Source organism: Endobacterium cereale (genome assembly GCF_009617585.1).
In the GTDB taxonomy this organism is placed as follows: Bacteria; Pseudomonadota; Alphaproteobacteria; order Rhizobiales; family Rhizobiaceae; genus Neorhizobium; species Neorhizobium cereale.
The window spans coordinates 119,346-140,287 of record NZ_WIXI01000050.1; the positions used below are offsets into that span (position 1 = coordinate 119,346).

20 protein-coding genes are annotated in these 20,942 nt (G+C 60.0%); 12 read left to right on the plus strand and 8 right to left on the minus strand.

All coding sequences use genetic code 11. The features are described from left to right. Positions 1-16 precede the first annotated feature (16 nt). The gene (locus GAO09_RS24095; protein ID WP_153358554.1) at positions 17-1,927 is read left to right on the plus strand and encodes a hybrid sensor histidine kinase/response regulator; all 1,911 of its coding nucleotides are present in this window, start codon (positions 17-19) and stop codon (positions 1,925-1,927) included. 233 nt (positions 1,928-2,160) lie between these two features. Here the strand turns inward: GAO09_RS24095 and GAO09_RS24100 are convergent, their stop codons facing one another. After that, on the minus strand, positions 2,161-3,924 hold the full coding sequence (locus tag GAO09_RS24100) for an ABC transporter ATP-binding protein/permease (protein WP_153358556.1): 1,764 nt from the start codon (positions 3,922-3,924) through the stop codon (positions 2,161-2,163). A 295-nt stretch (positions 3,925-4,219) separates the two neighbouring features. Here GAO09_RS24100 and GAO09_RS24105 point away from each other — a divergent pair, with 295 nt between their 5' ends. The 6 genes from GAO09_RS24105 (at position 4,220) to GAO09_RS24130 (ending at position 9,049) form a co-directional block, all read left to right on the plus strand. Further along, positions 4,220-5,356: an ABC transporter substrate-binding protein gene (locus tag GAO09_RS24105; protein ID WP_153358558.1), complete on the plus strand. Its 1,137-nt coding sequence runs from the start codon at positions 4,220-4,222 to the stop codon at positions 5,354-5,356. Between the two features lie 9 nt (positions 5,357-5,365). Continuing rightward, on the plus strand, positions 5,366-6,286 hold the full coding sequence (locus tag GAO09_RS24110) for a branched-chain amino acid ABC transporter permease (protein ID WP_324185464.1): 921 nt from the start codon (positions 5,366-5,368) through the stop codon (positions 6,284-6,286). Between the two features lie 11 nt (positions 6,287-6,297). Next, on the plus strand, positions 6,298-7,269 hold the full coding sequence (locus GAO09_RS24115; RefSeq protein ID WP_153359352.1) for a branched-chain amino acid ABC transporter permease: 972 nt from the start codon (positions 6,298-6,300) through the stop codon (positions 7,267-7,269). Further along, on the plus strand, positions 7,262-8,014 hold the full coding sequence (locus GAO09_RS24120; protein WP_153358560.1) for an ABC transporter ATP-binding protein: 753 nt from the start codon (positions 7,262-7,264) through the stop codon (positions 8,012-8,014). The genes GAO09_RS24115 and GAO09_RS24120 overlap by 8 nt, the downstream gene beginning before the upstream one ends. After that, a complete protein-coding gene (locus GAO09_RS24125; protein ID WP_209018852.1) occupies positions 8,011-8,697 on the plus strand; it encodes an ABC transporter ATP-binding protein in 687 nt (228 codons plus the stop codon). Before GAO09_RS24120 ends, GAO09_RS24125 begins: the two co-directional genes overlap by 4 nt. Positions 8,698-8,761: 64 nt before the next feature. Further along, positions 8,762-9,049 (plus strand): hypothetical protein, encoded by a 288-nt coding sequence (locus GAO09_RS24130; RefSeq protein ID WP_153358564.1) that lies wholly within the window; start codon positions 8,762-8,764, stop codon positions 9,047-9,049. Between the two features lie 239 nt (positions 9,050-9,288). Here GAO09_RS24130 and GAO09_RS24140 read toward each other — a convergent pair whose 3' ends face one another. The 3 genes from GAO09_RS24140 to GAO09_RS24150 are packed head-to-tail and all read right to left on the minus strand — an operon-like array spanning position 9,289 to position 12,062. Then, a complete protein-coding gene (locus tag GAO09_RS24140) occupies positions 9,289-10,473 on the minus strand; it encodes a pyridoxal phosphate-dependent aminotransferase (protein ID WP_153358566.1) in 1,185 nt (394 codons plus the stop codon). Further along, the gene (locus GAO09_RS24145; RefSeq protein ID WP_153358568.1) at positions 10,473-11,168 is read right to left on the minus strand and encodes a TetR/AcrR family transcriptional regulator; all 696 of its coding nucleotides are present in this window, start codon (positions 11,166-11,168) and stop codon (positions 10,473-10,475) included. Before GAO09_RS24145 ends, GAO09_RS24140 begins: the two co-directional genes overlap by 1 nt. Before the next feature lie 9 nt (positions 11,169-11,177). Beyond that, positions 11,178-12,062, minus strand: coding sequence for a dimethylarginine dimethylaminohydrolase family protein (locus tag GAO09_RS24150; protein WP_153358570.1), 885 nt, complete (start codon positions 12,060-12,062; stop codon positions 11,178-11,180). 223 nt (positions 12,063-12,285) lie between these two features. On the opposite strand from GAO09_RS24150, the gene GAO09_RS24155 reads away from it, so the two are divergent. The 4 genes from GAO09_RS24155 to GAO09_RS24170 all read left to right on the plus strand — a co-directional run bounded on the left by GAO09_RS24155 (position 12,286) and on the right by GAO09_RS24170 (position 15,508). Then, complete coding sequence (locus GAO09_RS24155) at positions 12,286-13,059, plus strand: ABC transporter ATP-binding protein (protein WP_153358572.1); 774 nt, start codon at positions 12,286-12,288, stop codon at positions 13,057-13,059. A 40-nt stretch (positions 13,060-13,099) separates the two neighbouring features. Further along, positions 13,100-13,882 (plus strand): transporter substrate-binding domain-containing protein, encoded by a 783-nt coding sequence (locus GAO09_RS24160; RefSeq protein WP_153358574.1) that lies wholly within the window; start codon positions 13,100-13,102, stop codon positions 13,880-13,882. A gap of 95 nt (positions 13,883-13,977) precedes the next feature. Continuing rightward, positions 13,978-14,685: an ABC transporter permease gene (locus tag GAO09_RS24165; protein ID WP_153358576.1), complete on the plus strand. Its 708-nt coding sequence runs from the start codon at positions 13,978-13,980 to the stop codon at positions 14,683-14,685. Between the two features lie 7 nt (positions 14,686-14,692). Then, positions 14,693-15,508: an ABC transporter permease gene (locus GAO09_RS24170; RefSeq protein ID WP_410769072.1), complete on the plus strand. Its 816-nt coding sequence runs from the start codon at positions 14,693-14,695 to the stop codon at positions 15,506-15,508. Between the two features lie 117 nt (positions 15,509-15,625). On the opposite strand, the gene GAO09_RS24175 is transcribed toward GAO09_RS24170, so the two are convergent. After that, positions 15,626-15,868, minus strand: coding sequence for a hypothetical protein (locus GAO09_RS24175; RefSeq protein ID WP_410768997.1), 243 nt, complete (start codon positions 15,866-15,868; stop codon positions 15,626-15,628). Positions 15,869-16,007: 139 nt separating this feature from the next. On the opposite strand from GAO09_RS24175, the gene GAO09_RS24180 reads away from it, so the two are divergent. Next, positions 16,008-16,511 carry a ferritin-like domain-containing protein gene (locus GAO09_RS24180; protein ID WP_153358580.1) on the plus strand — a complete coding sequence of 168 codons (504 nt, stop codon included), beginning with the start codon at positions 16,008-16,010 and terminating at the stop codon, positions 16,509-16,511. A gap of 70 nt (positions 16,512-16,581) precedes the next feature. On the opposite strand, the gene GAO09_RS24185 is transcribed toward GAO09_RS24180, so the two are convergent. The 3 genes from GAO09_RS24185 to asnB form a co-directional block, all read right to left on the minus strand. Next, a complete protein-coding gene (locus GAO09_RS24185; RefSeq protein ID WP_153358582.1) occupies positions 16,582-16,779 on the minus strand; it encodes a hypothetical protein in 198 nt (65 codons plus the stop codon). A 363-nt stretch (positions 16,780-17,142) separates the two neighbouring features. Beyond that, on the minus strand, positions 17,143-18,771 hold the full coding sequence (locus GAO09_RS24190; protein WP_153359356.1) for a GumC family protein: 1,629 nt from the start codon (positions 18,769-18,771) through the stop codon (positions 17,143-17,145). Positions 18,772-18,893: 122 nt separating this feature from the next. Then, positions 18,894-20,843, minus strand: a complete 1,950-nt coding sequence (gene asnB, locus GAO09_RS24195; protein WP_153358584.1) for an asparagine synthase (glutamine-hydrolyzing) — start codon at positions 20,841-20,843, stop codon at positions 18,894-18,896. Positions 20,844-20,942 lie beyond the last annotated feature (99 nt).

Here is a 20,942-nt window from a genome sequence, read left to right on the forward strand (position 1 = left end):
AGGATTGGGATACGGCATGGACGACCAAATTCTCGGACAGGGCGAGGGCGACCTCGCCCTCAAACTTTCTGTACTCGACCCGCTGCACATCGTTGTGCACGATGCAGATGGCGTGATCCGCAACTGGAGCACCGGCAGCGGCAGGCTGTTCGGCTGGTCCGGTGGCGAGGCGGTCGGTCGCACGCTTACAGACATCCTCTCGCCGGAAGAAACCCTGTCGATCCCGGAGATCGATGCCGTCATCCGCATGTATGGCCGCTGGAAGGGCAATCTCGTCTATCGTCACCGCGATGGTCATCCGATTTCGGTGTTGAGCCGCTGGCTGCATCTGCCGCAGGGCAAAGGCCAGCCGCCGCTGATCATGCAGGTCAACGAGGATTTTGATGCCGCAGCTTCGATCCGTGAGGATCTGGCGGCGCGCGAGGCGCATTTCCGCTCCATCCTGCAGACCGTGCCGGAAGCCATGGTCGTCATCGACGAACTCGGCATCATCACCTCGTTCAGTTCTGCCGCCGAAGACCTGTTCGGTTATCAGGCAAGCGAGGTCGAGGGCCGCAACGTTTCCATGCTGATGCCGAACCCGGATCGGGACAACCACGACCGCTATATCGGCAAATATCTCGCCACCGGCAATCGCCGCATCATCGGCATCGGCCGCGTGGTCAAGGGTTTGCGTAAAGACGGCACGACATTCCCGATGGAACTGGCGGTCGGCGAAGCTCTGTCGAACGGCAAGCGCGTGTTCACCGGTTTCGTGCGCGATCTCACCAGCCGTCACAAGATCGAGGAGGAGCTGCGTCAGGCGCAGAAGATGGAGGCGATCGGCCAGCTGACCGGTGGTCTTGCCCACGATTTCAACAATCTGCTGACCATCATCAGCGGCAATCTGGAAATCGCCGAGGCGAAGGTGACCGATCCCAAGGTGCAGGTCCTGTTGCGCGAGGCGCAAGGGGCGACGGATGACGGTGCCAAGCTGACCGGGCAATTGCTGGCCTTTGGCCGCAAGCAGCCGCTCAACCCGAAGCTCACCGATCTCGGCCAGATGATCGCCAGTTTTTCCGAACTGATCCGCCGCACGATCGGTGATCGCATCGAGTTGCGTACCGTCGTGACCGGCGGCGCCAACGAGGCGCTGGTCGATGGGCCGCAATTGCAGAACGTGCTGCTGAACCTGACGCTCAACGCGCGTGACGCGATGCCGGAAGGTGGGGAACTGTCGATCGAGGTCAGCCGGGTCTACCTCGATCAGGATTATGCGCAGATGTACCCGGAAATGCGGGCCGGCGAATATGTGCTGATCGCCGTGACGGATACCGGCATGGGCATGAGCGAGGATGTGAAGGTGCGTGCCTTCGAGCCGTTCTTCACCACCAAGCATGGCGGCGGCGGCACGGGACTTGGCCTCAGCATGGTCTATGGTTTCGTGCGCCAGTCGGGCGGCCATATCCAGCTGGAAAGCGAGTTGGGGCAGGGCACCAGCCTGCGCGTGTTCCTGCCTTCGGTCACACGGCAGACCATGGCGCTCGAAGATTCATCCGTGACGCTGGATCAGCCGGCAATCGTCGCCGGAACTGAGCCGGTTCTTGTCGTGGAAGACGATGCGCGCGTGCGCCGCATCGCGGTGGCGCGGCTGGAAACGGCCGGTTACATCGTGCATCAGGCCGGCGGTGGCGTCGAGGCGCTGGAAATTCTCGGCAAACATCCAGACATCGTGCTGCTGTTCACCGATGTCGCCATGCCCGGCATGTCGGGTGACAAGCTGGCACAGGAGGTGCGCAAGCGCCGGCCGGATATCAAGGTGCTGTTCACCTCCGGTTTTGCCGAGCCGGAAGTGGCATTGCAGCAGTTTGCCGAACATTCGGCGTGGTTGAAAAAGCCGTATACCGCTCGTGAGCTGGCGGCGCAGATGCGGGCGTTGCTGGACTGAGGGTTTTTAATGATGGGTTGGCTGGTATTTGTTGGGGGCGAGACGGTGCGGCTTGCCTCTTCTCCCCGCGCGCGGGAGAAGGTCCGGAGCGACAGCGAGGGGATGAGGGGCAGCAACAGTGCTGAAGTTCGAGGCTCTTGCCCCTCATCCGCCTGCCGGCACCTTCTCCCCGTTTTACGGGGAGAAGGGTCTATGCCGCACCGTCCAGTTCCACACGCAAATGACCCAGCCCCTCACACCGGCTGCAGATGGATCGCCCGTGACTTCATTACCTCCTGGAACAGTTCCTGTCGGCCGATATAGATGATGGCACTGTCCTTCATCTCATCCATCACCTTCAAAATCTCTTCCTGCGTTTCCGGCTCCAGCCCTTCCAGGGCATCGTCAAGGACCAGCCATTTTGGCGCGGTGAGCAGCACGTTGGCGAGGCGCAGGCGGGCCTGATCGTCTTCTTCCAGCACCCGGTCCCAGCGTTCGTGCCGGTCGAGATCGCCGGCCAGCCTTTCCAGCCCGGCGCGTTTCAGCGCATCGGTGATCATGACATCGTCGAAGCCTGAGGGATCGCGTGGATAGGCGACGGCGGCGCGCAGAGGTGTGTCGGGGAAATAACGGCGCTGCGGCATGAACAGGATATCGTCCTGCGGCGGCATGATGATGTTGCCCTTGCCCCATTGCCACAGGCCGGCCATGGCCTGGAACAGCAGGTGGCGGTTGACGCTGGCATCGCCGTTGACCATCACCCGTTCGCCGGGCCCGATGGTGATTTCCGCTTCGGGAATCTTCAGGCCGCGATCGGTGGGCGTGCCGGGTGGGCCGGGCAGAACGGATAGATCCCGCAACACCATTTTCTGTTCCGCGCCATAGCTCTGGGTCAGATCGGACTCTGCAATGTCGGGCTTGTCCATTTCCAGAAGCGCCTTGCGGAAGGTGGAAACGCGGTAAAGCGCCGCCTTCCAGTCGGCGATCTGGCGAAAGTTGTCGATATACCAGCGCAAGGCCGCATTGACCTGCGTGAAGGCGCCAACCGCCACCATCAGCCAGCCAAAAGACAACATGCCGTTGAAATAGACCGGTGAGGCGATCAGGATCGGCGCCACCAGCGTCAGCCAGCCGAAACCGGAGGAGACCCATGTGAGGTTGGTGATGGCAAGCGCCTGTCGCCAGATGACGGCGAGCACCACCGTCACCGCATTCTGGATCTGGCCGCGTTCGCTGCCTTCGCCTCTGGCCAGCGTGATCGAGGCAAGGTTTTCGTTGGCATGCATCAGCGAGAAGCGTAGTTCGGCTTCCTTGGAATACCGCTCGGCATTGATGACTGGCAGGTTACGGCCGACAAAGCTGCTGAGCAGCGACGCGGTGCCGGCATAAATGAGCGCCGCCCAGACCATGTAGCCGGGAATGGCGATATGGTGGCCATAAAGATTGAAGGCGAAATCCGCCGAAATTTCCCAGAGTACGCCGATGAAGCTGACCAGCAGGATCGACGAGCTGACGAGACCAATCGACAGCGACGTGGTGATTTCCGCCAGATTGCGGGCATCCTCGTGCAGGCGCTGGTCCGGATTGACGCCGATCGCGCCAAAATTGGCAAGTTTGATGGCTCGGCCCGCCTTCATCCACTGGTCGATCAGGTCGCGCGTCAGGCCCTCACGCATGGAGAGCGCCATCATCTGGTTGAGAAACGCCTGAATGACGTTGAGCACCAGCAGCACACCGGCAATCACGACGAAGACTTCGAGCTGGATAAGAAAAGCATCGAGATCGCGGCGCTGCAGGCTGTCGTAGAAGGGCGCGTTCCAGCTGTTGAGGCGGTATTGGCCGTAGGTGGTGGCAAGAATGATGGCGAGGAGGGCGATGGTCAGCGTGAGGATGCGGGTCTTGATTTTCGTGCCCCAGAAGGCCCCGAGCATCATGCGCAACTGCGCCAGAAAACCGAAATTCGACGGGTCTATTTCAAGCTGGGCGAGTTGGCTTTCGCTCTCGGTGATCTGCGCCATGCACTCATTCCATCAAACAGGAAGGCCATCACAACAATCAGGATGGGCGCTTCCAGCCTCCTTTATACCGGCAAAGGGTAAACGGGTTACTTTGCCGGCGTGCAGCGGTTGATTTTGCAACTGCTTCCGCAAACTCCTGTAAAACTGCGACTTGACGACGCCTGATATGCAGAAGGACGTCTTTCGCATGTGGAAGTTTCCGCGCAACTGTGAGATGGGAAGAAAAAAGCTCGTTCGGACACAGAATGCCGGCGGCCACAAGACCATGGAACAGTCGAACCAACGGGAGCATGCCATGAAGACCTTTCTGTCAGCAGCCACGCTTACGCTCAGCCTCAGCGTTTCCTCGCTCGCGGTTGCCGAGCCGATCAAGATCGGCCTGATCACCACGCTGTCCGGCGGCGGTGCCGGCCTTGGTGTCGATACGCGAGACGGTTTCATGCTGGCCATCAAGCAGTCCGGCAACAAGGATATCACCGTCATCACCGAGGATGACGCGCAGAAGCCGGAACTGGCCGTGCAGATCGCCGACAAGATGATCCAGAGCGATCAGGTTGATATTTTGACGGGTATCGTCTGGTCGAACCTGTTGATGGCCGTGGCTCCGTCGGCCAATGCGCAGGGGAAATTCTACGTCTCCACCAATGCCGCACCGGCGGCTCTGGCCGGCGCAAAGTGCAATCCGCTCTATTTCAATGCCGCCTACCAGAACGACAATCTTCATGAGGCCATGGGCGAATACGCCAATAAGGACTACAAGAAGATCTTTATCATGGCGCCGAACTATCCGGCCGGCAAAGACTCGCTGACCGGCTTCAAGCGCTATTACAAGGGTGAACTGGCAGCTGAAGTTTACACAAAGGTCGGCCAGGCCGATTATGCCGCCGAGATCGCCCAGATCCGCGCCTCTGGCGCAGACGCCGTGTTTGCCTTCCTGCCGGGCGGTATGGGGATTTCCTTCATGAAACAATATGCCCAGTCAGGCGTCAAAACGCCGATCATGGGTCCGGGTTTCTCCTTCAGCCAGGACGTTCTGCCGGCGATCGGCGATGCCGCGCTTGGCGTGAAAGCGTCCGGTCAGTGGGTGAAAGATCTCGACAACGAGGCCAACAAGAAATTCGTGCCGGCCTTCCAGAAGGAATATGGCCGCCTGCCGTCGCTTTACGCTGTGCAGGCCTATGACGCCGCGCAGCTGATCCTGTCGGCCGCCTCCAAGGCAAGCGTAAAGGACACCAAGGCCTTTGGTGAAGCGATGCAGGCCGCCGACATCCAGTCGCCGCGCGGAAAGTTCAAGTTCAATACCAACCTGCACCCGATCCAGGACATTTACGTCACGGAAGTGGTGAAGGAAGACGGCCTGCTGACCAACAAGACGGTGTCGAAGATCTTCACCGATCACGGCGATGCCTATGCCAAAGACTGCAAGATGTAAGGATTTTTGGTGATCCTGTCTCTTGCCCTCGAGCAGTTGCTTAATGGCCTGCAGCTCGGCGTCATGCTGTTTCTCATGGCGGCCGGGCTGACGCTGATCTTCGGTGTCATGGGCCTAATCAATCTCGCCCATGGTTCGCTTTACATGGTCGGCGCATTCGCCTGCGCCGTCGTGGCCGCTGCCACGGGTTCGTTCTGGATCGGGCTGGCGGCCAGCCTCGTCTGCGCGGCTGCGGCCGGCGCGATCGTCGAGTTTCTGGTGATCCGACGGCTGTATGATCGCGACCATCTCGATCAGGTGCTGGCCACATTCGCGCTGATCCTGATTTTTTCCGAAGGCGCGCGCTGGGTGTTTGGCTCGTTCCCGCTCTATCTCGACATTCCGCCGCTTCTTTCCGGTGCGGTGCCACTGCCCGGCATCGAAGCCTATCCGCTTTATCGCCTCGCCATTATCGGGGTCGGTGCGCTGGTGGCCTTTGGCCTTTATCTGCTGATCTCGAAAACCCGCCTCGGCATGCGTATCCGTGCCGGTGAAAGCGACCGCGAAATGATCGCCGCCCTGGGTGTCGATATCCGCACGCTTTATACCGTCGTTTTCGCGCTCGGCTCTGCCTTGGCGGGGCTTGCCGGTGCTCTGGTCGGTGCGTTGCAATCGGTGCAGGTCGGCATGGGCGAGCCGGTGCTGATCCTCGCTTTCGTGGTCATCGTCATCGGCGGTATCGGCTCGATCAAGGGCGCGCTGGTAGGCGCGCTGATTGTTGGCCTCACCGATACGCTGGGGCGTTTTCTGCTGCCGTCTCTGCTTGGTCTGATCCTGCCGGCTTCGACGGCGGGTGCGGTTGGCGCATCGCTGGCGGCCATGCTGATCTATATCGTCATGGCGCTGGTTCTGGCGTTTCGGCCGCGCGGCCTTTTCCCGGCAAACGCATGACCGGCATGAGCATGACCCGCGAAAACATCATCAATCTCGTGCTGGCGCTGCTGCTGCTGGTCGCGCCTGTCGCGGCCAGCCAGATGGGCCAGCCGTTCACCGTCACGCTTGCCACCCGTATTGCCGTTCTGGCACTGGCTGCTACCGGTCTCAATATCGCGCTCGGTCTCGGCGGTCTCGTGTCCTTCGGTCATGCCGTGTTTTTCGGAATCGGCGGCTATGCGGCGGGCATTCTGGCAAGCCACGTCTTTTCCGGCGAACCGATGATGTTCGGTTTCGAAGGCAGCAACCAGATGCCGGTGATCTGGATCTTTGCCGTCATCGCCTGCGGGCTGGCAGGCTTGGTCATCGGGGCGATCAGCCTTCGGACATCCGGCGTCTATTTCATCATGATCACGCTCGCCTTTGCGCAGATGATCTATTATTTCGCCATTTCCTGGCCGGCCTATGGCGGCGAGGACGGGCTTTCCATTCTGGTGCGCAACCAGTTTCCGGGCATCAACACGATGCTGCCGCTGAGTTTCTTTCTGCTCTGCTACGGTGTGCTGATTGCCTGCATCGGCCTGTTCGCGCTTTTGCGAAGTTCGCGTTTCGGCGCGGCGTTGCAGGCGGCACGGCAGAACGAGGTGCGGGTCGCCTCCGTTGGTATCTCGCCCTATGGTATCAGGCTGGCGGCATTCGTCATCTCGGCGATGATGACCGGCCTTGCGGGTGCGCTTTATGCGGATCTGAACAAATTCGTCAGTCCCTCCATGTTGTCGTGGCACATGTCCGGTGAACTGATCGTGTTGATCATTCTCGGCGGCACCGGCCGTCTGTTCGGACCTGTCGCGGGGGCGATGCTCTACGTCATTTTCGAGTTTGCACTCGGCGGCATCACCGAACGCTGGCAGCTCTTTCTCGGACTGATCCTGCTCGGCGTCGTGCTGTTTGCCCGTGGCGGGCTGATCGGGCTTCTGGCCGGAAAGGCGCGTCATGGCTGATCGTCCGGTTCTGGAAATCACCGATCTCGTCAAAACTTTTGGCGCATTGCGGGCCACCGATGGCGTGACGCTCGACCTGCGTCCGGGCGAAATCCATGCGCTGATCGGCCCCAATGGCGCGGGCAAATCGACGTTGATCCACCAGATTTGCGGCACGGAAAAACAGGATAGCGGCACGATCCGTTTCGCCGGTCAGGATATCGGTCGTTTGGGTGTCGCCGAGCGGGCGCGGCTGGGGCTGGGGCGGACATTTCAGGTATCGTCGCTGGCGCCAGAGTTTTCCTCGCTGCGCAATGTCATGCTGGCGGTGCAGGCGAAGGCCGGATCCAGCTTTCGTTTCTTCAAACCCGTGATGCGTGACCGTGGGCTGATCGATCAGGCAATGGCCATATTGGAGCGCGTCGGGCTGGCCGGGCGTGCAAACATTCCTGCGGCGGAATTGTCGCATGGCGAACGTCGTCAGCTTGAAATCGCCATTGCGTTGGCACTTGGGTCAAAGGCGTTTCTGCTCGATGAACCGATGGCGGGCATGGGGCCGGAAGGCTCGAAACGGTTGACCGGCTTTCTTCATATCCTTCGCCATGAAGCGCCGATCCTCTTGGTCGAACACGACATGGATGCGGTTTTTGCGCTCGCCGATCGCATCTCCGTGCTGGTTTATGGCCGCATCATCGCCACCGGCACGGTGGAGGAGATCCGCCGCGATCCTGCCGTGCGCACGGCCTATCTCGGAGATCATGCCTGATGCTGCTCGAGGTTCAGGATATCACCACCTTCTACGGCAGCAGTCAGGCGCTTTATGGCGTCGATCTCACGGTGGCCGAAGGCGAGGTCGTGGCCCTGATGGGCCGCAACGGCATGGGCAAATCGACAACGATCAAGTCGATCTGCAATCTGATGCCGCCGAAATCCGGTCGTATTTCCTTCAGCGGTCATTCAACCGAAAAACTGCCGCCGCACAGGGTTGCGCGGCTCGGGGTCGGCCTTGTGCCGGAAGGCCGGCGTTGTTTTGCGAACCTCACCGTGCATGAAAACCTCGTCGCCGCCGCGCGTCCGGGGGCATGGACGCTCAAGCGGGTCAATGACCTGTTTCCGCGTCTCGATGAACGGCATGCGCAGATGGCGAAATCGCTGTCGGGTGGCGAGCAGCAGATGCTGGCCATCGGTCGGGCGTTGATGACCAATCCGCGCCTGCTGATCCTCGATGAGGCGACCGAAGGGCTGGCGCCGGTCATCCGTCAGGATATCTGGCGTGCAATCCGTTCGCTGAAGCAGGATGGCCTGTCGATCCTCGTGGTCGACAAGACGCTGTCGGAGCTGCTGCCGGTAGCGGATCGCTGCGTCATTCTCGAAAACGCTCGTAGTGTGTGGAATGGCCAGCCGGATGCGCTGACATCCGACCTGCAGGATCGTTATCTCGGGATTTGATCTATTTCGGAACCAAGTTTTCCGCAGACATGTTATCCTCCTTCAAACGGCAGGAGGACCCGTCATGCAAGACCATACCGGAATGCAAGATCGAGAAGCCCGCAAGTTCGGCAGCAGTCAGCCGAATATCGCCCGCAGTTGTGGCACGGGTGAGCCACATCATTCAGCGGACCCCGCGATGGCGGATATGCGCCGTGCCAAGAAGGAATTCGACGGCGACCGGCCGGCGGGTCAGGTCAGCCATATCGTCGATGCCGGGGATTCCGGTGGTTATGTGACGCCTTACGAGATCGACACGGATGATGATCCGGCCGAGCGCGAGGCCCGGCGGTTGCGGGACGAGGCGGAGTAGGGTTCGTTCAGGTGAGTGCTGCTTGTTTTACGCTGAAATCCGAGATTTTGTTGCGTGAATAGGCCTTAACATCCGTTATCCCGGCCTTGAGCCGGAATCCGGCAGTCACGCGTCTGCGCGACGAATGAGACCCTTTCAGCCCAAGGACTTGGGCTGGCTGGATTCCTGTGACAAGCACAGGAATGACGAAGGGAAGGGCCCGTGCGGCACTTCATAAACTGGTAACGGCGCGTTTCGCTTCAAGCCTTTTTCGCAGCAAGCCTTCCCGCCAGCGCCGCAATCCGCTCCATCGCGGTTGCCAGCACATCTTCCGGCACGGTCAGCGAAATGCGCAGGAAACCGGCGGCCTGATCACCGAAGGACGTCCCCGGCATCACCGCCACCTTTTCCTCGCGCAACAATTCCCAGGCGAATTCCTCGCCGCCCAGACCGGTAGCCGTCACATCCAGCAGGATGAACATGCCGCCTTCCGGCAGCATCGGTTTGACCAGATTGCTGCCGGCAAAGCTTTTCGCGACGATTTCAGCGCGGCGGGCGTAGTTGCCGCGCATCACGTCGGCGGTGTCGAAATGTTTCGAGAGCGCCAGCGCCGTCATGTCGGAAATGAACGGTTGCACGCCAAAAAGCATGGTTTCGGAAACCGGCAGAACCTTTTCACAAAACTCTTCCGGGCCAGCCGCCCAGCCGCTGCGGAAACCCGGTGCGGCATGCGACTTGGAGATGGAAGAGACGGCGATGGTGCGGTCGGCCAGTTCCGGGATATCGAAGGGCGAAGCGAATTTGATGCCGTCGAAGATCAGTTCCTCGTACACTTCGTCCGAGACGATCCAGAGATCGTGCTTGCGGCAGACCTCGCCGATGGCGGCAATTTCGGCTTCGCTCAGCACGGCGCCGGTCGGGTTGTGTGGCGTGTTGAGCAGAAGCACGCGGGCTTCCGGCGTGATGGCGCGTTCGAGATCAGCGGCCTGCAGGTGGAATTTCTTCTCCGGGCGCAGCGGTACCGGGATCATGTGGGCGCCGGTGGAGGCGATGACGCCTTCATAGGTCGCATAAAGCGGATCGCCGACCAGCACTCCGTCGCCGCGTTCAACGAGACCGGTCATGACGCCGTAAAGCGCCGTCTGGGTGCCCGGGAAGCAGAGAAAATTGCGTTCGCTGACGCCAGCGCGGCGCTTCGAATATTTGTCCACCAGAGCCTTCAGCACGGCTGGTTCGCCACGGCCATTGGAATAACGGGTGCGGCCGGCATACATGGCGCGCGAGGCTTCATCGAGCAGTGCCTGATCTGGCGCGACATCCGGTTCGCCGATCGTCAGCTCGATAATGTCCTCGCCGGCTGCCTTCATGCGGCGTGCATTGGTGTGGAGAGCCCAGCGACCGGAGCCGAGATGGGCGAGGCGGTCGGTGATGGAGGCGTAACGCATCAAATGTCTTTCTCGGTTGGTGCGATCACCGGGTGGTTTTCTGTGCCCGGTGTGGTATGTTCTGATGGGGAAAGTTCGCCGGATTTGAGGCCGAGCAGAGCTTCCACGGAGCGGAAGGCGAGGGCGGATAATTCCCCCTCGGCAAAAAGGTCGTTGGCCAAAGTCGCCTCCAGCCACAGCCCATCCAGCAGGCCGGTGAGCGCGACGGTATGGTGGCGACAGCGGGGGATTTCTTGCGTGCGGCCGTTTTCCGTGAAGAAATCGCGCAGAAGATTTTCGAGCGCTGACAAGATCGCCGTATAGTGTTCGCGGTGAATGGCGGCAAACACCGGATCGTGCGGGATATGGCCGATAAAGGCCGCCCAGAGCGACAGCATGCGGGGGTCGGTGACGGTGGCGGAATGGTTGGCATCGATAAAACGGCCAAGCCGCCGTTTTGCCGTGCCGGTGCTGTTAGCGGCCTCGATGGAGCCGGAGGTCATGGCCGCCATCATCTCGCGATAGGCGGCCTGCATCATCTGGTCCTTGCTTTCGAAATAATGCCGGATCAGCCCGCCGGTGACGCCGGCACGGGCCGCAATCTGGCGCACGGTGGCGCCCTGTATGCCGAATTCGGCAATACAGTCGAGCGTTGCGGCGATGAGATCCTCACGCCGCTCCGCTTCGCTTGCCCGGTGAAAGGTCCGTCGGCTCAATGGGTCTCCTTAGGCGGGAGTCTTCTCCCTCAAGATCGGTCGGGTCAGGCAGGTCGGCCCGCCTTCGCAGGCGATGCACAATGCATCTGCCTCAAAGGTTTCCACTGTGCAACCATGCGCTTCCATCGCCGCCTTGGTGGCGGGAAAACCGCTGACCATGATGACATGGTTCGGCGTCACCGGCAAAACGTTGAGGTTGAGGCCGTTGCTATCGGCAAAATCCGCTTCAGGCGCGTGGATCAGCGTGTAACCACGTTCGCGCAGCAGCATGTAGAAGGCAGCCGGCATCAGCGGCGCATGCACCAGCGCCAGTTTCGGGGCAAGCGGGCTCATCACCGACATCAGGTGCAGGCAGGCTTCCTCACCTTGCCAAAGCGGCAGGTCGAAACCGAGAACGGTGACGCCGATGGCCCCAAGGATCGCCTGCATCTGTTCGATGCCGGCCTGATTGGAGCGCACGCCGCGGCCGATGGCCAGCGTCTCGTGATCCACCCAGATGCAATCGCCACCCTCCACCGTACCCGGCGCTTCGATGCGGCCAAGGATCGGGATGCCGGCATCGCGATAGGTCTTTTCGTGCAGGTCCGGTTCGGCTGATCGCAGCGGCTTGCCCATGCGCAGGATCACGGCGCCCTTGTCGGTCATCAGGGAGGGATCGTGGGTGAACATTGAATCTGCGAGACCGTCGCCGTCATCCTCGATCCACAGAACCTCGGCGCCGGACTTTTCCACAAGGTTTACAAACACCTTGTGCTGCTCGATGGCCTTGGATGCATCAAAGGTCGGGCCGTAGTGCCACTTTGCCGCGTCGGCGGCGAGAAGGCTCTTTCCCGGTCGACGCATGACGACCCGCAAAAGCCGCTCCGACATGGCCTGGCAACCGTAATCACTCATCTAATAACCCCTAGAAATGTGTGGGTGGATCATCTGTGGATAGCGCGGAAGCCCTGCCGGGCCCTGCCTAAAGCTTATTATACGCTTGAGTAATTTTTGGACAAGTGCAAAACTTGCATCAAAATCGGGCTGCAATTCCAGCAGGTAGTCCAGTGATATGCGCTGGGGGAACAAGTCAAAACAGCAGATCGGGCACAAGATAAGCCCGGCGGTGACGGTGTGAATGAGTGATACGGCGCAAGCCATTGAGGTCAAAGACCTCCACAAGCGGTTTGGCCCGCTTGAGGTTCTGAAGGGTGTATCCCTGACGGCCAATCAGGGTGATGTGATCGCCATTATCGGCGGTTCGGGTTCCGGCAAGTCGACGCTCCTGCGTTGTATCAACATGCTGGAATTGCCGAGCGCGGGTTCGGTCACGGTCCATGGCGAAGAAATCCAGATGAAGCCCGACGGTGACGGCGGCCTGATGCCGGCCAACCGCCGACAGGTTCAGCGCATCCGCAGCCAGCTTGGCATGGTGTTCCAGAGCTTCAATCTCTGGCAGCACATGACCGTTCTCCAGAACGTCATCGAAGTGCCGGTGCATGTGCTGAAGCAGCCGCGCGACGAGGCGATTGCCGTGGCCGAGACGTTGCTCAAGCGTGTCGGGCTTTACGAGAAGCGCAATGCCTATCCGGCCTTCATGTCCGGCGGCCAGCAGCAACGTGCTGCGATCGCGCGTGCGCTTGCCATCCAGCCGCTGGTGATGCTGTTCGATGAGCCCACTTCGGCGCTCGACCCGGAACTGGTGGGCGAAGTCCTTACCGTCATCGGCGATCTGGCGCGCGAAAAGCGCACGATGATCCTCGTTACCCATGAAATGAAATTTGCCCGCCAGGTGGCGAGCCATGTGGTCTTCCTGCATGGCGGCGTCATCGAGGAACAGGGACCGCCACAGGCGATTTTCGAAAATCCGCAATCGGAGCGGCTGAAGAAATTCATCAGCTCCATTCATTGAAGCACCAAAAAACCTGCCATTGCAAAAAAGGGGACGAACCATGAAGAGCATTTTGAAGACCGTTGCGCTTGCCGCACTCGTCGGCGTTGCCGCTGTCGGCGCCGCATCGGCTGAACCGATCAAGGTCGGCGTTGCCGCAGAACCCTATCCGCCGTTCACCTCGCCGGATGCCAGCGGCAAGTGGGTCGGCTGGGAAGTCGATTTCATGAATGCCGCCTGTGCCTCGGCCAAGCTGGAATGCGTCATCACGCCGATTTCCTGGGATGGCCTCATTCCGGCGCTCACCAGCAAGAAGATCGACGTCATCATGTCGTCCATGTCGATCACCGAAGAGCGCATGAAGACGATCGACTTCACCGACAAGTATTACAACACCCCGACCGGCATCATCGGCCCGAAGGCGGAAAAGTTCGATGCCACGGCTGAAGGCCTGAAGGGCAAGATTCTTGGCGTGCAGGTTTCCACCATCCATGCCGAATATGCCCAGAAGCATTTCAAGGATGCCGTCAGCGAGATCAAGGAATACCAGACCCAGGACGAGGCCAATAATGACCTCGCCGCCGGGCGTCTCGATGCCGTTCAGGCCGACCAGATCACGCTCGACAGCTTCCTGAAATCCGATCAGGGCAAGGAATGCTGCGAAGCCAAGGGCAATGTCGTTGACGATCCGGCCGTTCTCGGCGCCGGCGTCGGTTTCGGCCTGCGCAAGGGTGATGAAGAACTGAAGGGCAAGCTCAACGCTGCCATCAAGGCGATCCGCGCTGACGGCACCTACGACAAGTTCTCCAAGGACTATTTCGACTTCAACGTCTACGGCAAGTGATTGCCTGATGGATTGCGGTTCCGGCGCATATGCGCCGGAACCGTTTTGTTTTCTGATCCTCCTGACGGAGCCGAGCCTGGAATGGCGGTAATTTCATGGACCTGAGCCTGCTTGCTCTTTCTCCCCCGGGATGGGGCGGCGTTCTGCTGGCCGGTCTTTTCAGCTCGCTGCAGCTTGCCGTCGGCGGTTATCTGCTCGGTCTCGTGATTGGCGTCGGCGGTGCGTCCGGCAAGCTTTATGGCGGGCCGATCGTGCGCGACCTTCTGGAAGTCTACACGACACTGGTGCGCGCCATTCCCGAACTGGTGCTGATCCTGCTGCTCTATTACGCCGGCACCGATCTGGTGAACCAGTTGATGCATCTGCTCGGTCTGCCGTCGATGGATATCAGCGGGCTTGCCACCGGCATTTTTGTCATCGGCGTGGTGCAGGGGGCGTATTCGACCGAGGTTCTGCGCGGTGCCATCAAGGCCATTCCGGCTGGCGAGATAGAGGCAGCGCGGGCCTATGGCATGTCGCCATTTCTGACGTTACGCCGCGTCACGCTGCCGGCCATGCTGCCTTATGCGGTGCCGGGCCTCTCCAATCTCTGGCTGATCGCCACCAAGGATACCGCGCTGCTGGCCGTTGTCGGGTTTTCGGAGCTGACGCTGGTCACCCGGCAGGCGGCCGGCTCGACCAAACATTACATGACCTTTTTCCTGGCTGCCGGTGCGCTTTATCTCGCCGTCACGCTCGTTTCGAATGTCATCATCGGCATGATCGAAAAACGTGCGCGCCGTGGCATGGTGCGGGAGGCGTGAGGTCATGATCAAGGACGAAGCCACCATTTTGCCCGCCTACAAGCCACCGAAGGCCCGCAGCCTTCTTGAGCCACATCGCCTATTCCTGATGGCGGTGTTTGCCGGCATTTTCGCCTGCGCCGTCATCTACATGCGCTGGGACTGGCTGCCGAAATATCAGGACCGCCTGATCGCCGGCATCTGGCAGACGCTGGTCCTGCTGTTCACCACGGCGTTTTTCGGATTTCTGCTGGCCGTGCCGCTCGGTCTTGCTCAGGTCACCGGGCCAAAGCCACTGAAATGGCTGGCCAACGGTTTCTGCACGATCATTCGCGGCACACCGCTGCTGTTGCAGCTTTGGCTGCTCTATTACGGTCTCGGCTCGCTGTTTGCGCAGTTTCCGGAAATCCGCCAGTCCTTCATGTGGCCCTATCTGCGGCAGGCATGGCCTTATGGTTTTACGGCGCTGATGCTGTCTTTCGCCGCTTATGAGGGCGAAGTCATGCGTGGCGCCTTTGCCGGTGTTCCGCGTGGCGAGCTGGAAGCGGCACGTGCCTTCGGCATGCGGCCTTTCACCATGTTCCGCCGCATCTGGTTGCCGCGTGCGATCCACCGCTCGCTGCCGACGCTGAACGGCGAAACCGTGCTGCAGCTGAAATCGACACCTCTCGTCGCCACCATTACCGTGGTAGATACCTATTCGGTGATTTCGAAAGTGCGTCAGGACACGTTCCTGACCTATGAACCACTTCTGCTGCTGGCGCTGATCTATCTGGTGCTGACCGGCATTCTGGTCGTGGCCTTCCGCTTTCTGGAAAACCGCATCCCCAGCCGCGGCGCGTGATCTTTCCCTAAAGCCTGATTCTTCCCAAAAGAAAGGCGCTTCCCTCATATGAGGGAAGCGCCAGACGGGGAGGTATCCATGACGCGCCGTCGCGGTTTGAAGCGCCGGCACATTCTCTCAACAACTTCCGCGTGATTTGGTTCCGTCGATACTGACGCTTTCATGTGCTGCCTTCGCGTGCATTGGCGGCGCATCGCTTTCATCCGGATTGGGAAGCGGCACTTCGTCGGGCAAACGATCCGGCTCCGGCTCGTCGATCGGCGACGGTTCCGGTTTCCAGTCCGGCGGCGGCATTGGCGGCGACTCGATTGGTTCCTGCGGGTGCGGCGTCATCATCATCTCCCCTATCTGCATCTTCATTGTCTGCGAAGTCTCTTTGGAAACCCGGCAAAGGCCACGAAGGTTCCGGTCAAAACCCGCAAATTGGGAACCGCCTTAAACCCGCCTGCGTTATCGGCATGATTGAAATGCACGTAGAGCAGAGAGGAGAGGTTGAGCGATGACCCATGTCCAAATCCATTTCGATGCCTGGCTTCGCGATGCATTCGCAGCCGAAGGCCAGTCGATCACCATGCTGAGCAGTCTGGCCAAGCGTATCCAGAATTATCCAGATCTGAAAACGCGCGTGGAGGATCACCTTGTTGAAACCCAGGCACAGCAGGAGCTTTTGCGCGGCCTTTTGGAGCGCACTGCGGGACCACCTCTGATCCGCAGCGTTGCGGGGCGTCTCAGCACCGCCGCGCAGGGAATCAGCGGCATGCTTGCAGGTGACGAGATCATCAAGAGCGCTATGTCGACTTATATCTTCGAACAGGGCGAGATCGCCAGCTATCAGGTTCTTCTGGCTGCTGCTGATGAACTCGGTGACGAGGAAGCCGAGGATGTGCTGTCGCGCATTATGGAGCAGGAGGTCGCCATGGCCAGCTGGCTGCATGACCATCTCGATGTGCTGACGCGCATCTACCTGATGCGTGACGAACGCGACCTGCAAGCCAAACGCTGATAGGGCAAGCAACAAAAAACCGCCAGTTGAGATGCTGGCGGTCGCGTTTCTCGACGTTGAAAACAAGAGGTCAAGCGGTCAGGGCGCGCTCGATATCGCTCTTGGTGCGCGCGCCCTTATGATAAGAGAGCATGATGCGAGCAGCCAGATCTTTAGCCGCGAGGCTGTCTCCGGTGAAGCCGTGTTCAGCGCGGGCATCGTCATAAAGCTTCTGTAGAAATGCCAGATCGTTTGGATCGAGCGTTGGATATGCCATGGATGAATACATGTTTCTGCCTCCACATGGGGGGCGAAAGCTGTTCAGGCCAATGGTCGGCCTGCTCTTCCAGTCGCGGCCGCCCTTTTTCGTCCTGGCCGTCGATGGTATGAGGCTACGCCTTTGCCGGGGCTTTGCAAGGCAAATGCATGCTGCAATACGGCAGCGAACGCCGACAGAATGAAACGCCGGCCGAGGCTTTTGCGACGCTGTGAAGCTCTGTCAGTTTTTCTGTGTCTTAAAGCATTGAAAACATTCGTTTTATAGGCGACATTTTAGTAGTTTTCGGAGACTTTAAATCGGTGAAAATCGACCGATGACCTGCTTTTCACAAAATTGCGAGATGCCGTTTCTCCTCGCCAAAACCGCGCCAATTCAGGCGGAAATGTAGCGCGGGCGGGCGTTTCGGAGATAGCCGAGAAGGCCTAAAATCAGTGCAAGCCCGGTGCCGATGATTGCGCCGGCAATGGCGCCACCGGCAATCAGGACAGGTGTTGCGGGCGGCCAGGTTTTCGATTTCGGCGGTACCGGGTTGGAAATCACCCGCACATTGCTGGTGTCGATTTCCTGTCGCTCGCTGATCTGGTTGGTGCGGGCAAGGTAGGTTTCGTAAACTGCGGCCTTGGCGCGGGCATCGCGTTCGAGTTCGCGCAGTTGCACCTGTGCGTCATTGTTGGTGTAAACGGTGGCGCGTTCGGTATCCGAGCGGCTGCGCAGTTGCCCCAGCGTAGCGCGGGCCTGATCACTTTCCTGTTTTGCCTGCTGGAGGATACGGTCGGCTTCCTCGGCGATCGCGCCTTCCAGCGTGGCACGTTCCGATTGTAGGGCGACAAGGCGCGGGTGGCGGCTGCCATAGGTGCGGGCCAAGGCGCCGATCTGCTGTTCAAGCACAGTGTAATTACCGCGCATCGTGGTCATGGCTGCGGAATCGAAAATGGTGGCGCTCGTTGCACGGCGATCGGCTACGGCGGAGCGCATCTGGTTGTAACGTGCATCGGCCTGGATCAGACGCTGCTGCGCATCGAGAACCTGCGTGTCGAGTGCACTGGAGATGCGGCTGCTAGTTAGTTCGCCGGCACTCGATTGCAGCTTGTTGTCACGCTTGAACTGCTCCACTTTTTCTTCTGACTGGGTGACGGATGTCCGCAACTCATCAAGACGCGCATTGATGCTGGCGGCGATGCGGCCGGCGCTTTCGGAAGAGGACTGGAAGAGCTGCGACTGGAATGCCTCGACCACGGCGTTCGAAAGTCGGATGGATTTCTCCGGATCGGAAGTCCAGACCGACAGAACAACAACGAAGGAGCGTTCCTCGCGCGTGGCCTTGATGCGCTCCTCGAGTGCGCGTTGAACGGATAGTTCGCGGGCTTCCTGCGATGTGTCGCCACCGCTACTGCCGAGAAGCGAGGAGAGGATGCTGGGTTTGAAGAATTCAGTATCCTCGGTCAGCTTCATGTCGCGGATGACCTGGCGTAGGACATTGCCGGAGGTCATGACACGGATTTTGCTGTCGACTTCGAGAAGCTGCGAATCCCGCTGCGGGTTGACGGCGGTGAGATCGTCCGGCGTGACGTTGAAGTTCGAAGGGTCGACGATCAGATCGGTATAGACAGTGTATCGCGGTGTCGTCGTAGCCGAGTAGCCAAAGGCAATAACCGCACCCAATATCGCCATGAACACGATCAGCGCGATGCCCCGCTGCAGCCAGCGCAGGACATGGCCGATACCGATCCGGGTAACGCTCTGCCACTGCGCCTGCAGGCGGGCTTCCAGTGCGGAAGAGCCGTCATCATCCCATGTGGCTTCGGCCTGCGATGCGCTAGCCGGAGCGCTTGCCGGTGCGGGGCGATTGTCACGATAAGTGCGACGAACCGGATCGGCGTCGCTCGAGATGGGGTCCGATTCAGCCTGATCAAGCAACGAGCCGGTCGATGGCGCGCGCTGCAAGGCGGCATTTCCCCGCACTGCACGGCGATTGTCTTCTGGCTCGTTGGAGCGGAACATACTCATCCTCCATCCCGCGCGCGGGAAGAATTCACACCCCCCTAGAATGTTTCAATCGCATGAAAAACAGGTTAATTTAGCAATGTTGATTATTTGTCGGCTTTGGCAGCCTGTGGACATTGTCAGGCCGCCTGCGAGGCGTCGATGGCCGGCGTGACAAACGCGCGGCGCCAGAGTTCCGTAGATAGGATGCCGACAAAGGCAGCGTTATCGCGAAAACCGCTTGCCGGCTTGGCCGCGCATTTGCGGGCGAGCATGGCAACGGCGCCGGGATCGAACAATCCGCCCTCGGCGATTGCCGCTTCGTTCAGGATTGCCGGCACGTAAGCCTGTCCCGCCGAGGTTGCAAACGAAGCGCTGTCCGGCGCGCGATAAGGCTGCTTTGAGCGGTTGGCGACGACGGATGGCAGGAGATCGCGGGCGACGCGGCGCAGAATGTGCTTTTCTTCCAGCCCCTTCAGCTTGAGGCCGGGCGGCAGGCGGTTGGCGAATTCCACGAGGCGATGGTCCAGGAAGGGGAAACGTCCCTCAATGCCATGCGCCATGGCCATGCGGTCGCCCTGGCTGGAGAGAATGTAACCCGGCAACAGGAAACGCATTTCCAGATATTGCGCCTGATTGAGCACGTGCCAGCGGGAGAAATCTGCGGGCAGGCGCGAGGCCAGTTCTTCCGCAGCGTCATAACCCGCCAACTGTTCCTTCAGGGCGGCGGAAAAGAAGATCTTGGCCGATCCGGTATTGCGCAGGCGTGGGAGCAGCGCAAACAGAGGATCGTTCATGTCATCCTTCGTCACCCCGAAAAAGGAAGAGAGGTAGCTGGCCGATTGCTGTTTCAGGCCGGGCAGGTAGGGATAAAGTTTCTTGAACAGATGCGGGCGGATTTTTGAACCCGGCTGGCGGGCGCAAAAACGCCGGACCTTGGCTTCCTTGAAAATGTCGTAACCGGCAAACACCTCGTCTGCGCCTTCACCGGTCAATACGACCTTCATGCCGTTTTCGCGCACCAAGCCGGAAAGCTGGAAAAGCGGTGCGGGCGCGGTGCGGATGATCGGGCGTTCGGTGAAGCGGATGACATCGGGAAAGCAGCCGGCGATTTCGGTTGGGCCGCAGGTGATGGCGTTGTGGCGGGTGCCAAGCGCCATGGCGACTGCCATCTGATGCAGGCTTTCGTCGTGCTCCGGGCTGTCGAAGGTGACGGAAAAGGTGTTGAGGCCGGCGGGGGCCATCGGGGCGGCGAGGGCGGTGATCAACGAACTGTCCAGACCACCCGACAGATAGGCGCCAACTGGTACATCGGCGCGCATGCGCAAGGCCGTGGCATCGGTCAGAAGAGCGCGCAGTTCTTCCACCGCCGCGTCTTCGTCGATCGCGATGTAATCACCGGCATCGGCAAATTGCGGCTGCCAGTAAGGGCGGATATCGACGCGGCCGTTTTCGATGGTGATACGGGTCGCCGGTTCCAGCTCAAAGATGTCGCGAAAAGCGGTGCGTGGCGCGATCGGTGCCCAGAGCGTAAAAATCTGGTCGAGGGCGAACGGATCGAGTTCGGCGACGATGCCCGGTATCTGCAAAAGTGCCTTCACCTCTGAGGCGAAATAGAACGTGCCTTTGCGCTCTGCGTAAAAGAGCGGCCGAACGCCCATCCGGTCACGAGCCAAAAGCATGCGGTGACGGCGTGCGTCCCATATGGCGAAGGCAAAATCGCCGTTGAGGCGCTGCAGGCAGTCATCGCCAAAAGCCTGATAGAGATGCAGGATGACTTCGGTATCCGAGCCGGTGCGAAAGCGGTGGCCGGCAGCCTTCAGCTCGTCGCGCAGTTCCACGTAATTGTAGATTTCGCCGTTGAAGACGATAGTGAGGTTTTCGTCGCCTTCGGTCAGCGACATCGGCTGCTGGCCATCGCCGAGGCCGACGATAGACAGGCGCACATGTGCAAGGCCCAAGCCGGGAGTGGAATGGATGCCGCGTTCATCCGGGCCGCGATGGGCTATCGCCTGCGCCATCGATGTCAGCAGCCCTTGAGACTGCTCCATCGGCACGCCATCACCCAGAAAGCCCGCAAAACCACACATGAAAAACCCTCAGCGCCAGAGTTCACCTAAGCAAACCCGGCTGCAAGGTCGGTTAATGAATGGCCGTTCTCCGGTGCAGATGTAAAACGAGGTGAACCA